The organism is Rhodococcus sp. NPDC127527 (genome assembly GCF_042672245.1).
Lineage (GTDB): Bacteria > Actinomycetota > Actinomycetes > Mycobacteriales > Mycobacteriaceae > Rhodococcus_G.
In genome coordinates, this window is sequence record NZ_JBHXVP010000003.1 from 308,868 (window position 1) to 322,844 (window position 13,977).

General features: G+C 70.3%; 13 protein-coding genes. 9 read left to right on the plus strand and 4 right to left on the minus strand.

Going from position 1 to position 13,977, the window contains the following annotated elements; translation table 11 throughout:
* The first annotated feature begins 87 nt into the window (after window positions 1-87).
* The 5 genes from mca to ACFVH2_RS07365 all read left to right on the plus strand — a co-directional run bounded on the left by mca (window position 88) and on the right by ACFVH2_RS07365 (window position 5,729).
* A complete protein-coding gene (mca, locus tag ACFVH2_RS07345; RefSeq protein WP_378420175.1) occupies window positions 88-990 on the plus strand; it encodes a mycothiol conjugate amidase Mca in 903 nt (300 codons plus the stop codon).
* Window positions 987-1,295, plus strand: a complete 309-nt coding sequence (locus tag ACFVH2_RS07350; RefSeq protein ID WP_378420174.1) for a hypothetical protein — start codon at window positions 987-989, stop codon at window positions 1,293-1,295. The genes mca and ACFVH2_RS07350 overlap by 4 nt, the downstream gene beginning before the upstream one ends.
* Before the next feature lie 13 nt (window positions 1,296-1,308).
* Window positions 1,309-3,330: a thioredoxin domain-containing protein gene (locus ACFVH2_RS07355; protein WP_378420173.1), complete on the plus strand. Its 2,022-nt coding sequence runs from the start codon at window positions 1,309-1,311 to the stop codon at window positions 3,328-3,330.
* Between the two features lie 66 nt (window positions 3,331-3,396).
* Window positions 3,397-4,938, plus strand: a complete 1,542-nt coding sequence (locus ACFVH2_RS07360; protein WP_378420172.1) for a phospholipase C — start codon at window positions 3,397-3,399, stop codon at window positions 4,936-4,938.
* A gap of 44 nt (window positions 4,939-4,982) precedes the next feature.
* Complete coding sequence (locus ACFVH2_RS07365) at window positions 4,983-5,729, plus strand: ESX secretion-associated protein EspG (RefSeq protein ID WP_378420171.1); 747 nt, start codon at window positions 4,983-4,985, stop codon at window positions 5,727-5,729.
* Between the two features lie 12 nt (window positions 5,730-5,741).
* Here the strand turns inward: ACFVH2_RS07365 and ACFVH2_RS07370 are convergent, their stop codons facing one another.
* Complete coding sequence (locus ACFVH2_RS07370; protein WP_378420170.1) at window positions 5,742-6,407, minus strand: hemolysin III family protein; 666 nt, start codon at window positions 6,405-6,407, stop codon at window positions 5,742-5,744.
* Between the two features lie 169 nt (window positions 6,408-6,576).
* Here ACFVH2_RS07370 and ACFVH2_RS07375 point away from each other — a divergent pair, with 169 nt between their 5' ends.
* A complete protein-coding gene (locus ACFVH2_RS07375) occupies window positions 6,577-7,344 on the plus strand; it encodes an isoprenyl transferase (protein WP_378420169.1) in 768 nt (255 codons plus the stop codon).
* A 3-nt stretch (window positions 7,345-7,347) separates the two neighbouring features.
* Here ACFVH2_RS07375 and ACFVH2_RS07380 read toward each other — a convergent pair whose 3' ends face one another.
* The gene (locus ACFVH2_RS07380) at window positions 7,348-7,977 is read right to left on the minus strand and encodes a TetR/AcrR family transcriptional regulator (protein ID WP_378420168.1); all 630 of its coding nucleotides are present in this window, start codon (window positions 7,975-7,977) and stop codon (window positions 7,348-7,350) included.
* A 137-nt stretch (window positions 7,978-8,114) separates the two neighbouring features.
* Here ACFVH2_RS07380 and ACFVH2_RS07385 point away from each other — a divergent pair, with 137 nt between their 5' ends.
* Window positions 8,115-9,449, plus strand: coding sequence for a flavin-containing monooxygenase (locus tag ACFVH2_RS07385; RefSeq protein WP_378420167.1), 1,335 nt, complete (start codon window positions 8,115-8,117; stop codon window positions 9,447-9,449).
* Window positions 9,450-9,485: 36 nt separating this feature from the next.
* On the opposite strand, the gene coaA is transcribed toward ACFVH2_RS07385, so the two are convergent.
* Entirely contained in the window at window positions 9,486-10,418 is a 933-nt protein-coding gene (coaA, locus tag ACFVH2_RS07390; protein ID WP_378420166.1) for a type I pantothenate kinase, read from the minus strand.
* A 92-nt stretch (window positions 10,419-10,510) separates the two neighbouring features.
* On the opposite strand from coaA, the gene ACFVH2_RS07395 reads away from it, so the two are divergent.
* Window positions 10,511-11,707, plus strand: coding sequence for a DUF885 domain-containing protein (locus ACFVH2_RS07395; RefSeq protein ID WP_378420165.1), 1,197 nt, complete (start codon window positions 10,511-10,513; stop codon window positions 11,705-11,707).
* A gap of 27 nt (window positions 11,708-11,734) precedes the next feature.
* On the opposite strand, the gene ACFVH2_RS07400 is transcribed toward ACFVH2_RS07395, so the two are convergent.
* Window positions 11,735-12,193: a nuclear transport factor 2 family protein gene (locus ACFVH2_RS07400; protein WP_378420164.1), complete on the minus strand. Its 459-nt coding sequence runs from the start codon at window positions 12,191-12,193 to the stop codon at window positions 11,735-11,737.
* Between the two features lie 194 nt (window positions 12,194-12,387).
* Between ACFVH2_RS07400 and glyA the strand changes: the two genes are divergently transcribed.
* Entirely contained in the window at window positions 12,388-13,701 is a 1,314-nt protein-coding gene (gene glyA, locus ACFVH2_RS07405; protein WP_378420163.1) for a serine hydroxymethyltransferase, read from the plus strand.
* The last annotated feature ends 276 nt before the right edge of the window (window positions 13,702-13,977 follow it).

Genomic DNA, 13,977 nt, shown 5'->3' on the forward strand with positions numbered 1-13,977 from the left:
CGGCTCGCTGGCGCGGTACGCGTCGAGGGGCGGCGTTGTCAGGCAGGCCGACGATGGCTACAGGCGAAGCTGAGGTGAAGGAACACAGTGAGCGGATTGCGTCTCATGGCCGTGCACGCCCATCCCGACGACGAGTCGAGCAAGGGGGCCGCGACGACGGCCCGCTATGCGGCCGAGGGCAACGACGTGCTGGTGGTGACCCTGACCGGCGGCGAACGCGGCGACATCCTCAATCCGGCGATGGACGTGCCGGGTGTGCGCGACCGGATCAGTGAGGTTCGCAAGGAGGAGATGGCCGCCGCGGCGCGCATCCTCGGCGTCGAACAGACCTGGCTCGGCTTCGTCGACTCGGGACTGCCCGAGGGCGATCCGCTGCCCCCGCTGCCCGAGGGCTGCTTCGCGCTGGTCCCGCTCGAGGAGTCCACCGAGGCGTTGGTGCGGGTGATCCGCGAGTTCCGGCCGCACGTGATCACCACGTACGACGAGAACGGCGGCTACCCGCATCCCGACCACATCCGCTGCCACGAGGTGTCGATGGCCGCCTACGAGGCGGCCGGCGACGCCGAGCGGTTCCCCGACTCGGGGGAGCCCTGGGAGGTGCAGAAGGTCTACTACTCGCACGGGTTCATCCGCAAGCGCCTGCAGCTGTTCCAGGAGGAGTACGACCGCCGGGGCGAGGAGTTCCCGATGGCCGAGTGGCTCAAGAAGTGGAAGACCGAGCAGGGCGACCTGATGGCCCGGGTCACCACCCAGATCACCTGCGGCGACTACTTCCCGCAACGCGACGACGCCCTGCGCGCGCACGCCACCCAGATCGACCCCAACGGGTCCTTCTTCGCGGTGCCGCTCGAGATGCAGCAGAAGATCTGGCCGACCGAGGAGTTCGAGCTGGCGAAGACCCGGGTCCGCACGGCGATTCCGGAGAACGACCTGTTCGCCGGCATCGATCACGTCGGTGTGGCGCCCGGCCATCAAGAGGAGACGAAGTGATCTTGGCAAGTGCGACGGTCGACTGGCTGGCGCAGACCCCCGGCACCCCCACCGGCCCCGAGTTCGGCAAGGCGTCGCCGGTCGGGCTGGTCCTGATACTCGCGCTGCTGGCCGGCACGGTGCTGCTGATCCGCTCGATGAACCGGCAGCTGCGTAAGCTCCCGGAGACCTTCGAGCCGGAGCACCCGGAGGCAGATCAGGCCGCCGACGAGGGCACCGACCGGGGCGCGGCGGTGCCGCCCGCCGAGCCGACCACCCCGGACGAGCCGAACAAGCCGGAACCGCCGGCTCAGGCACCGAGCTAGGCCGGCGGCCGCGGTGAACTCGGACGCCCGCGCACGCAACACCCTCGGCGAGGCGACCAGCCCGTACCTGCGTCAGCACGCGGACAATCCCGTGCACTGGCAGCAGTGGGGCCCGGATGCGCTCGCCTGGGCGGCCGAGCGGGACGTGCCGATCCTGCTGTCGATCGGGTACTCGGCCTGCCACTGGTGTCACGTGATGGCGCACGAGTCGTTCGAGGACGAGGCCGCCGCCGCGGTGATGAACGAGAACTTCGTCTGCATCAAGGTGGACCGCGAGGAACGCCCGGACCTGGACGCGATCTACATGAACGCGACGGTCGCGATGACCGGGCAGGGTGGCTGGCCGATGACCTGCTTCCTGACCCCCGACGCGGAGCCGTTCTACTGCGGCACCTACTACCCACCGGCCCCGCGCGGCGGCATGCCGTCGTTCACGCAACTGCTCGACGCGATCACCGACACCTGGCGTGGCAGGCGCGAGGACGTCGAGGAGGCGTCGGCCTCGATCACCGCGCAACTGAAGGCCAACGAGGTCGGGCTCCCGGCCGGTCCGGCGCTCGACGCCGCTCTCCTCGACGCCGCGATCCACGCCGTGCTGCACGAGGAGGACCAGACCCGGGGCGGATTCGGCCTGGCCCCGAAGTTCCCGCCGTCCGCGTTGCTCGAGGGCCTGCTGCGCGGCTACGAGCGCACCGGCGACGAGCGGGTGCTGGCGGCGGTCGAGCGGACCGCGTCCGCGATGGCCCGCGGCGGCATCTACGACCAGCTCGGCGGCGGCTTCGCCCGGTACTCGGTGGACGCGGAGTGGGTGGTACCGCACTTCGAGAAGATGCTCTACGACAACGCCCTGCTGCTGCGGGTGTACGCGCACCTCGGCAGGCGCACCGGGTCTGCGCTGGCGACGCGGGTGGCGGAGGAGACGGCCGAGTTCCTGCTGCGCGACCTGGGCACCGAGACCGGCTGCTTCGCCTCCGCGCTGGACGCCGACACCGAGGGCGTCGAGGGGCTCACCTACGCGTGGACCCCGGAGGAACTGGTCTCGACGCTCGGCTTCGCGGACGGGGTGTGGGCGGCGGGGCTGCTTGCCGTCAGCTCGGCGGGGACCTTCGAGGCCGGCACCTCGGTGCTGCAGCTGCCCGCCGACCCGGACGACCCGGCCCGCTGGGAAGCGGTGCGGGCCAAGCTTTTCGAGGCCCGGTCGCGTCGACCGCAACCTGGACGCGACGACAAGGTCGTCACCGCGTGGAACGGGATGGCCGTCACGGCACTGGCGGAGGCGGGCGCCGGTCTCGGCCGCCCCGAGTGGATCGCCGCCGCCGCCCGCTGCGCCCGGAGCCTGCTCGACGCGCACCTGATCGACGGTCGGCTGCGGAGGGCGTCCCTCGGTGCGGTGGTCGGCGAGGCCGCCGCGGTGCTCGACGACCACGCCGCGCTGGCCACCGGACTCCTGACCCTGCACCAGGCCACCGGCGATCCCGAATGGCTCACCCGTGCAGGGGAACTGATCGACCTGGCGATCGAGCACTTCGGTGACCCCGAGGATCCGGGCAGCTGGTTCGACACCGCCGACGACGCCGAGGTACTGATCAGCAGGCCGCGCGATCCGCTAGACGGGGCCACGCCCTCGGGTGGCTCGTTGATGGCCGAGGCGCTGCTCGTCGCGGCCGCGCTGGCGGAGCCCGAGCGCGCGGCCCGATACGGCGCGGCCGCCGGGGCGACCCTCGACCGCGCGACCGTGCTGATGTCCCGCGCGGCGCGCTCGGCGGGGCACTGGCTGGCCGTCGCCGAGGCCTCGGTGCGCGGACCGGTCCAGGTGGCGGTGGCCATGGGCGACGGCGAGTCCGCGCTGCTCGACGCCGCCCGCCGGGCCGCCCCCGGCGGGGTGATCGTGCTCGGCGGTGCGCCGGACTCGGCACCGCTGCTCGCCGACCGTCCCCTCGTCGACGGCGCCCCGGCGGCGTACGTCTGCCGCGGCTTCGTCTGCGACCGGCCGGTGACGTCCCCGGACGAATTGGTCGCTGCGTTGTCCCGTTGACGCCTGCGGGCACCGGTCCGGCGCATACGATCGCACCACGAGACGTCGACGATCTGGGGTGCGCAGATGAACGACTACGCGGGCATGTCACGGCGCGGGTTTCTCGGGCGGGCCGCCGCGGTCGGGGGCGCCGCGCTGCTGAGTTCGTGGGCCGGCCCGATCATCGAACGGGCCTACGCCGCCGACCCGGGCGGTTCGGGCTCCCTGCGCGATATCGAGCACTTCGTGCTGCTCATGCAGGAGAACCGCTCGTTCGACCACTACTTCGGCACGCTGTCCGGGGTGCGCGGATTCGACGACCCCTCGCCGGCCTGGCGCCAGTACGGCTACCAGCCGGGCACCGGGCCGACGCCGAGCGGCTACCTCAACCCGTTCCGGCTCGACTCAACCCGTGGGCCGAGCCTCGACGGCCAGTGCGTCAACGACCCGACCCACGCCTGGGGTCCGCAGCACCAGGCATGGAACGGCGGGGCGATGGACCGGTGGGCGGACGTGCATCTGCAGCACGAGGGGCCGGGGAACGGGCCGGCCACGATGGGCTACTACACCCGCGCCGACATCCCGGTGCACTACGACCTCGCCGACGCCTTCACGGTGGGCGATCACTACTTCTGCTCGGTCCTGGGCCCCACCGACCCCAACCGGTTGTACTGGATCAGCGGCACCCTCGACCCGGACGGCAGGGCCGGCGGACCGTTGGTGGAGACGCCGACCCTGCTGCCGAAGAACGTCTACTCGTGGCGCACCTACCCGGAGAACCTGCAGGAGGCGGGAGTCAGCTGGAAGGTGTACCAGAACAAGGACGTCGGCCCGGTGTCCGGTGTGCTGCTCGACGGCATGCTCGGGTGCTTCAAGCAGTACTCGAACCCGGCGTCCGAGCTCGCCCGCCGTGGCGTCGACCCGGTGTACCCCAACGATTTTCGTGCCGACGTGGCGGCCGGGACGTTGCCGTCGGTGTCCTGGGTGGTGCCGTCCGTGTTCACCTGCGAGCACCCCGCGCTGCCGCCCGCGGCCGGTGCGGTCGGAATCATGGAGGTCCTCGACATCCTCACCTCGAACCCGGCGGTGTGGGAGAAGACCGCGCTGATCGTCAGCTACGACGAGAACGGCGGATTCTTCGACCACGTGCCGCCGCCCGTGCCGCCGCCGGGCACCCCCGGCGAGTTCCTCACCGTCCCGCTCGGTCCTGTCGCCGAGTCGGACGGGATCACCGGGCCGATCGGGCTGGGATTCCGGGTTCCGTGCCTGGTCGTCTCGCCGTACAGCCGCGGCGGCTTGGTGGCGTCCGAGACCTTCGACCACACCTCACAGCTGCGCCTGCTCGAGCGGCGGTTCGGCGTAGAGGTGCCGAACCTGACGCCCTGGAGACGGCACGCGGTCGGGGACATGACGTCCGCGCTGAACATGGCCTCCGCGCCGAATCCCGCGCGACCGCCGGTGCACGACCCCGGCCCGTTGCTCGCCGCCGCGGAGGCGCAGTGCGGGACCAACGTGGCCGCCGGATTCCTCAATCGCGGGACTCCGTACCCGGTGCCCCCGAACTCCATGCCGGTCCAGGAGCCGGGCACCCGCGGGACGCCGTCCGGAGTGGTGGGCGCGACCCGCTGACCGCGAATGGAACCGATCGCCGCGGCGGTGCGTCTTATCCGGGCGTGACCGATCAGTGGCGATTCACCGCACTGGAATTCGACGTGCTGTGGCAGCAACTCGGCCGCGACCGGCTGCCGTATCCGATGCGGATCCGCGGCGGCGCCGCCACCGAGGGCGACTTCCGGCGGCAGCGCCGGGCCGCGGCGCGGCGGGTCCTGCCACGCCTCGACGAGGGCCTGCACGCGGCGCTCTCCACGCTCGCGACACCGGCCGTGCGCGTCGAGGTGTGCGGCTTCCACGGCCGCGGCCTCGGGACGATGACGCGGGCGCACGCGGGAGTGCGCGGTGAGCGCGCCACGCTCGCTCGCCAGGACCCGGGCGTCGATCTCGATGCCGGCGGCGACGTCGTGCTGCTGTCGGTACCCGCGGGCAGCGTGGCCGCGCGCATCGCCGCGGCGCTGCCGTCGGCGCGGCGCGGCATCGGGCGCGGCGCCCCGCCCGCCCTCGCGAGGCCACGAGCGGCGGACGAGTCGCTGATGCTCGCCGCCACCCGGCTCGGCCCCGACGAGGCGTGCGTCGAGTTCTTCGCCCGCCCGCGAACGGGACTCGGCGAGATCGGCGTGTTCGCGGGCCCGGCGCTCGACTGGCGGCCGACCGCGGACGGGCGGGTCGTGCAGTGGATGGACTTCGAGGACGACGGGCGCTACCTCGTCCGCGACGCCGAGGCCGTCAGTGTCGTGCCTGCCGGGGGAGACGACATCGCAGCCGAGTTGCGGCGACTGATCGGACTCGTCGGCGGCGAGCGGTGACCGGGTCCGACGTCAGCCGAACACCACCAGGCACACAGCGGCGTAGTGACACAGGGCCGCGACGACGGTGCCGGCGTGAAAGAACTCGTGGTGGCCGAAGGTCGCAGGCCACGGGTTGGGCCACTTGGTGGCGTACAGGACGGCCCCCACGCTGTAGAGCACCCCGCCGACCGCGAGCAGCACCAGCGGAGCCCAGCCGACCTCGCGCACGAGCTGGCCCGCGACCGGCACGATCGCCCAGCCGAGGAGCAGGTACAGCGGCACGCCGACCCATCTTGGCGCCGTCGGCCACAGCATCTTCAGCGCGACCCCCGCGAGCGCGCCCGCCCACACCACGGCGAGCAGCGGCCGGCCGGTACTCGGGGGCAGGGCCAGCATGGCGAACGGCGTGTAGCTGCCGGCGATGAACAGGAAGATCATCGAGTGGTCCGCGCGCTTCATCCAGATCCGGGCGCGGACGGTCGACCAGTGCACGCGGTGGTAGGTGGCGCTCACCCCGAACACCCCGCACACCGTCAGCGCGTAGATCGCGGTGGCGATCCCCGCCCGGGCCGACTCGCCCGCGGCGAGGATGACGAGAGCCCCGCCCGCCACGACCGCGACGCCGAACGCCCACAGGTGAATCCAGCCGCGCAACCGCGGCTTGACCGGTGGCGTGTCGAGATCCAGTGCGGTCATTCGCTGCTCCCGTGGTCGACAACGGCGAACCTACGGAACCGTAGGTTCGAGTGTGGGTCACTGTACCTGCAGTGGAACGCGGCAGGCGCGGGGTGAGATGCCGATTACACCGGTGCCCGTCGGAACCTCGTGAGCCCGGCGTAATGTGGGCTCCCGTGGTGATGTCCTGGTGAAGCCGTCGAACCTGCTCTACAGCATCTACGAGCGTCGCCTCACCCGGCAGCTCGAGGGCCTGCGGCAGCCTCGGCACGTGGCGGTGATGTGCGACGGCAATCGTCGGTGGGCGCGGGAGAACGGGTTCACCGACGTCGCGCACGGTCATCGCATGGGCGCACTCAAGATCGCGGAGTTGCTCCGCTGGTGCGACGACGCAGGCATCGAGATGGCCACCATCTACCTGCTCTCCACCGAGAACCTGCGACGCGACCCCGAAGAGCTGGACTCGCTGCTCGAGATCATCACCGACGTGGTCGAGGAGATCTCGGGACCGGACCAGAACTGGTCGGTGAAGATCGTGGGCACCCTCGACCTCTTGCCCGAGGAGTCCGCGCGACGCCTGCGCGAGGCCGCCGACAGAACGGACGGCCGCACCGGGACCCACGTCAACGTCGCGGTCGGCTACGGCGGCAGGCAGGAGATCGCGGACGCCGTGCAGTCGCTGCTCGGCGAGAAGCTGGCCGCAGGCCTGTCCGGCGACGACCTGGTCAAGGCGATGAGCGTCGAGGGCATCGACGGGCATCTGTACACCTCGGGCCAACCCGATCCGGACCTCGTGATTCGCACCTCCGGCGAGCAGCGACTGTCCGGCTTCCTGCTCTGGCAGAGCGCGTACTCGGAGATCTGGTTCACCGAGGCGTACTGGCCCGAGTTCCGTCGCGTCGACTTCCTGCGGGCATTGCGGGACTACGCGGCCCGGCACCGCCGCTTCGGTACCTAGGAACTACGCCTGCGGCCCGTTGAGTGCCGGGAACCAGATGTCGGTGAGCACGGTGGCGGCCAGCTCGCGTGGAATCTCGATCGTGCCGTGCACCGCCCACCGGGTGAAGAACCGCTCGAGCTGCGCGACCAGCAACTCGATCCGCAAGCGTGCCTCGGTCTGCCGGTCCGGGCCCCACCGGGCGAGATAGGACGGCATCGCACTCGGCAACGACCCGTACGCACCGCGGGCGATGTCCCGGAAGCCGGGCTCGAGCGCCATCGCCTCGTCCCAGGCGGGCAGGATCGCCCGGTGCTCGTCGAACCAGTCGATGGTGCGTTCGACCCACGCGGTGAACTCGGCCCTGGATCCGGTCTCGAGAATCCGGTCCAGATCGGTGTAGACGGTGGCCGCGCGAGGCGGGAGGGACTCCTCGCCGACCTTCTGCAGGACATCGCCCTTGCTCGTGAAATGCAGGTAGAACGTCGCCCGGCTGCAGCCGGCGGCGGCGGCGATGTCGTCGATCTTCACCCGGGCGTAGCCGTTCGCCTCGAAGAGTTCTCGCGCGCAGTCGAGGAGGGCCGCCCGGGTTCTGCGCTTCTGCTCGTCCCGGGTGGTCGGCTTCCTGTCGGGTCGATCCGTGGTCTCGCTCACCGCAACACCTCCCGTCGGATCATAGGAGTTCGGGTCGAAAGTTTCGCTTGACAGCGTGTCAGCGAATCCTGTTTTATGGCGTACATCACACTGCGGCGGGTGCGTACGGGCCGCGCCGTCGGATCGGAGGGAACCACATGTCGACATCTCCCACGGTGTGCATCATCGGCGCCGGTTGCTCGGGATTCACGACCGCCAAGCGGCTCAAGGATCACGGAATTGCGTACGACTGCTTCGAGGAGTCCGACGACGTCGGCGGCAACTGGTACTTCCGGAACCCGACGGGGCGTTCGGCCTGCTACGAGAGCCTGCACATCGACACCTCCTCGACTCGACTGCAGTTCGAGGACTTCCCGGTGCCGGACGACTGGCCCCACTTCCCGCACCACTCGTTGATCCACGGCTACTTTCGCGACTACGTCGACGAGTTCGGCCTGCGCGAGACGATCACCTTCGGCACCCGGGTCGAGAAGGCTCGACGCGCCGCCGACGGAACGTGGTCGGTCCAGCTCGACAACGGCGAAACACGCTCGTACGACGCGCTTGTCGTCGCCAACGGGCATCACTGGGATCCGCGGATGCCGGAGTATCCGGGCACACTGAACGGCCCGATCCTGCACAGTCACGACTACGTCAACCAGTTCGAGCCCGTGGACATGCGCGGCAAGAACGTCGTGGTGGTGGGGATGGGGAACTCCGCGCTCGACATCGCGTCCGAGCTCTCGCACCGATCGATCGCCAAGCACGTCTGGGTTTCTGCGAGGCGCGGGGTCTGGGTCCTGAGCAAGTACCGCGAGGGCAAGCCGGCCGACAAGATGATGATGCCGCCGTGGATGCCCCGCAAGCTCGGCCTCGCGATCGCCCGCCGCAAGATCAAGAAGTCGCTGGGCCGGATGGAGGACTACGGTCTTCCCGTGCCGGACCACGAGCCGCTCGGCGCGCACCCCTCGGTGAGCATCGACTTCCTGGCCAAGGCAGGGTCGGGCGACCTGACGTGTGTGCCCGCCGTCGAGGCGCTCGAGGGTGACCACGTGCGGCTCGTCGACGGGCGTGTCGTGCCCGCCGACGTCGTCGTCTGCGCGACCGGCTACAAGATGAGCTTCCCGTTCTTCGACGATCCGTCGCTGCAGCCCGACGGGCAGCACCGTTTCCCGCTGTTCAAGCGGATCGTGTTGCCCGGTGTGCCCAACCTGTTCTTCGTGGGACTGGCCCAGGCGTCGCCGACCATCGTGAACCTGGCCGAGCAGCAGAGCAAGCTGATCGCCGGCATTCTCGACGGGTCGTACGCCCTGCCGGCGACCGAGGAGATGCACCGGGTGATCGCGACCGACGACGCCGCGAGCCTCGCGCAGTACTACGAGGCCCCGCGGCACACCATCCAGGTAGATTTCGCGCGCTACGTCCGCGACCTGACCAAGGAGATCGAGTCCGGGCGCAAGCGTGCGCAGTCCGGGGCCGTGCCCGCGCGTTAGCCGCGAGATCCCGTTCGGCCCTGTCCGTTTCGCGACCTACAGCTTGCGCAGGCGCAGCCGGTTGATGGAGTGGTCGGAGTCCTTGCGCAGCACCAGCGTCGCGCGCGGGCGGGTCGGCAGGATGTTCTCGACCAGGTTCGGCCGGTTGATCGAGTTCCAGATGTCGTCGGCCGCCAGGGTCGCGTGCTCGTCCGAGAGCGCGGCGTAGTGGTGGAAGTGGGCGTTCGGGTCGGCGAAGGCGGTCTTGCGCAGCGTGAGGAAGCGTTTGATGTACCAGCGCTCGATGTCCTCGATGCGGGCGTCCACGTAGATCGAGAAGTCGAACAGGTCCGAGACCATCAGTCGCGGGCCGGTCTGCAGGACGTTGAGCCCCTCGATGATCAGGATGTCGGGCTGGCGAACGAGGTGGTACTGGCCGGGCACCACGTCGTAGGACCGGTGCGAGTACACCGGTGCGGCAACCTCTTCCGCGCCCGACTTGACCTCGGTGACGAACCGCAGCAGCTTGCGACGGTCGTAGCTCTCGGGGAATCCCTTGCGGTGCATGATGCCCCGGCGGGTCAGCTCCGCGGTGGGGTACAGGAATCCGTCGGTGGTGACCAGGTCGACGCGCGGATGGTGGTCCCAGCGCGCGAGCAGCGCCTGCAGCACGCGCGCGGTGGTCGACTTGCCCACCGCCACGCTTCCCGCGACGCCGATCACGAACGGCACCTGACGGTCGGGGTGCTTCTCGCCGAGGAACGTCGCGGTCGCGGCGAACAGGCGCTGGCGCGCGGCCACCTGGAGGTGGATCAGTCGTGACAGCGGCAGGTAGACCTCCGCCACCTCGTCGAGGTCGATCTGCTCGCCGAGACCCCTCATGCCGAGGAGCTCTTCCTCGGTCAGGACCAGCGGAGTCGACTTGCGCAGAGTTCGCCACTGTTTGCGGTCGAACTCGACGTAGGGGCTGCTCTCGCTCACCCGCGCCATTCGCGTCCCCCGAAATCGGTCTGCATAGTTGGAATTGTGCGCGTCCCCACACCGCGCCGGATCGGCGGGTCCGGGCACTACCCTTCAACAGCATGGACCCCGACGCATTCGTCCGCGAATACCTGCTGCTCGGACTCGGTTTCGACCGGGTCGAGGAGGGCTTCGTCGACGCCTACACCGGCGACCCCGCGCTGCGCAGGCAGGTCGAGAACGCACCCGCCCCGGACCCTCGCGAGCTGGCGACGCGGGCCTCCCGTCTGCGGTCCGAACTGCCGAGCGCGGACCTGTCCGCGGACCGCGCGGGCTTCCTCGACGTGCACCTGCGGGCGCTCGAGTGCTCGGCTCGCAAGTTCGCCGGCGAGCAGATCGGATTCGTCGACGAGGTGCACGCCTACTTCGACGTGCGGATCGAGCCCGGCAGCGTCGACGACTACCGCGAGGCGCACCGGGCGATGGACGAGGTGCTGGCGGGCGACCGGAGCCGACCGTTGGCCGAGCGGCTGCAGGCACACCGCGTCGCCGACGAGATCCCGCCGGACCGGCTCGCCGAGTGCGTGGACGCGTTCTCCAGCGCGCTGCGGGACCTGGTCCGCGGCCGCTATCAGCTGCCCGAGACCGAGCGCGTGGAGTACGAGGTGGTGGGGGACAAGCCGTGGTCGGGCTTCAACTACTACCTCGGCGACTACCGGTCCCGGGTCGCGATCAACTCGGACCTCAAGCAGCACATGGCGAATCTGCCGCACCTGATCGCGCACGAGTCGTACCCCGGGCACCACACCGAGCACTGCCGCAAGGAGGCCGGCCTGGTCGGTGCCGGTCAGGCCGAACACACGCTGTTCCTGGTGAACACCCCGCAGTGCCTGATGGCCGAGGGCCTGGCCGACCTGGCGCTCGCGTCGATCGTCGGTCCGGGCTGGGGGCCGTGGGCCCAGGAGATCTACGCCGACCTGGGCCTGCGCTTCGACGGGGAGCGCGCCGAGGCCTTGTCGACGGCGTCGGCCAAGCTGCTCGGGGTGCGGCAGGACGCGGCGTTGCTGCTGCACGACCACGGACGCAGTCACGACGAGGTCGCCGAGTTCCTGCAGCGGTGGACCCTGGCGAGTCCGGAACGCGCCCGGCAGTCGCTGAGATTCCTGTCCTCGCCGCTGTGGCGGGCGTACACGAGCACCTACGTCGAGGGCTACCGCCTGCTCGGGGCGTGGCTGGACCGCGGCGAGACGGCCGACGAACGTTCGGAGCTGTTCCGGCGGCTGCTCGACGAGCCGTTGATCCCGTCCGCGCTGCGCTGACCCTGCGCACCGGTCGGCAGCGTGGGGTCAGCCGCGCGGCGACCAGCCCTCCGGGCCGGGACCGAGCGCGGCGAAGGAGCCGACGTGTCCGCGGTTGTGCTTGACCCGCCGGGCCAGCCGCCAGACGCCGCCGCTGCGCACCCAAGAGTCGTGGTAGTCGCCGAGGGTGCTGAAGGTCAGGTGCGACCGCTCGCCCGCGCCGATGTGCATGTCACTGACGTACGCCCGGCTGGTTGCGGTGTCGCCGTCGACGTCGACGAGCACATTGCCGAGCAGGTGCTGGGTGGGTCCGCACTCGTCGAGGAACGAGCGAATGCTCGCGACGACGTGCGCGCGACCGGTCAGTTCCCCGGTGCCCAGGTTCGCGGTCATGTCGGGCAGGGTCAGCTCCTCGAGGGCTTCCCAGTCCCGCTGGTCCATAGCCCGTGCGATCTCGGTCAAGGCGCGGTTGATCGCTCGTTCGGTCAGCAAGTCGTCGAGGGTCATCTGGGCTCCCGAAAGTCGGTGCAGAAGTGGTGGACGGGAACAGCGAACCCGATCACGGCGGCCGGGTGGGACCGCGATCCCGGCGATCGGGACGCAGGTGTGTGCGGCGTACACGGATCCCGCGGATGGGTGCGGGTGACCTGGCCTTAGAATGAGGGCTGCCCCTGCCCGGACATCCGCTTGGAGATCCCTCGATGACCGCTGTGCCCAGCACCGACGTCAACAATGCCTCGCTCGCCGAACTCGACCCCGAGGTCGCCGCGGCGATGAACGGTGAGCTGGCCCGTCAGCGCGACACCCTGGAAATGATCGCGTCGGAGAACTTCGTGCCGCGCGCGGTGCTCCAGGCCCAGGGCAGCGTGCTCACCAACAAGTACGCCGAGGGTTACCCGGGCCGCCGCTACTACGGCGGCTGCGAGCACGTCGACGTGGTGGAGAACCTGGCGCGCGAGCGTGCCAAGGAGGTCTTCGGGGCGGAGTTCGCGAACGTGCAGCCGCACGCGGGTGCGCAGGCCAACGCCGCGGTGCTGATGGCGCTGATGAACCCGGGCGAGAAGCTGCTCGGCATGGACCTCGCGCACGGCGGTCACCTCACCCACGGCATGAAGCTGAACTTCTCCGGCAAGCTGTACCAGGTCGCGTCGTACGGCGTCCGCGAGGACACCCACGTCGTCGACATGGACAAGGTCCGCGAGATCGCCCTCGCCGAGCGTCCCCAGGTCCTCATCGCCGGCTGGTCCGCCTACCCGCGGCACCTCGACTTCGCCGCGTTCCGGTCCATCGCGGACGAGATCGACGCCAAGCTGTGGGTCGACATGGCGCACTTCGCCGGACTGGTCGCCGCGGGCCTGCACCCGTCGCCGGTGCCGCACGCGGACGTCGTCTCCACCACCGTGCACAAGACCCTCGGCGGCCCCCGTTCCGGCATGATCCTCGCGAAGCAGGAGTGGGCGAAGAAGCTGAACTCCTCGGTGTTCCCGGGTCAGCAGGGCGGACCGCTGATGCACGCGATCGCCGCGAAGGCCGTCGCCATGAAGATCGCGGCCACCGACGAGTTCCGGGACCGTCAGGCCCGCACCCTCGCCGGCGCGAAGATCCTGGCCGAGCGTCTCACCGGGGCCGACGTCGCGGGCAACGGCATCTCCGTGCTCACCGGCGGCACCGACGTGCACCTGGTGCTCGTCGACCTGCGTCACTCCGAGCTGGACGGACAGCAGGGCGAGGATCTGCTGCACGAGATCGGTATCACCGTCAACCGCAACGCCGTCCCGTTCGACCCGCGCCCGCCGATGAACCCGTCCGGCCTGCGGATCGGCACCCCCGCGCTGGCCACCCGCGGCTTCGGCGAGGCCGAGTTCACCGAGGTCGCCGACATCATCGCGACCGCGCTGGCCGCCGGCGCCGGAGCCGACGTCCCGGCCCTGCGGGCCCGGGTGTCCAAGCTGGCGCTGGACTTCCCCCTCTACGAGGGACTCGAGGACTGGGGCCTGCTCTCCAAGAACGTCTGACCGATCGCCTTCACGGCCCGCGTCCCCTTGGGGCGCGGGCCGTTCGCGTATTCGGTCGGCGCGCCGACGGCGGTGCCGAATTTGTCGTCGCCGACCTCGGTTAACGCAACGTTCATCGTGTTGTTCACGCGGTCGCGGGGCGTTCGGACGTAGCGTTCTGCTTACCGGGTGACAGGGGAAGTCGCCCGTCCGGGAGGTTCGAATCGTGACTGACTCGTTCAGGGCGAAGGGGCCGGCACCCGGCCCCTGTGGGACGTAAGACCCACCCGGACCGAA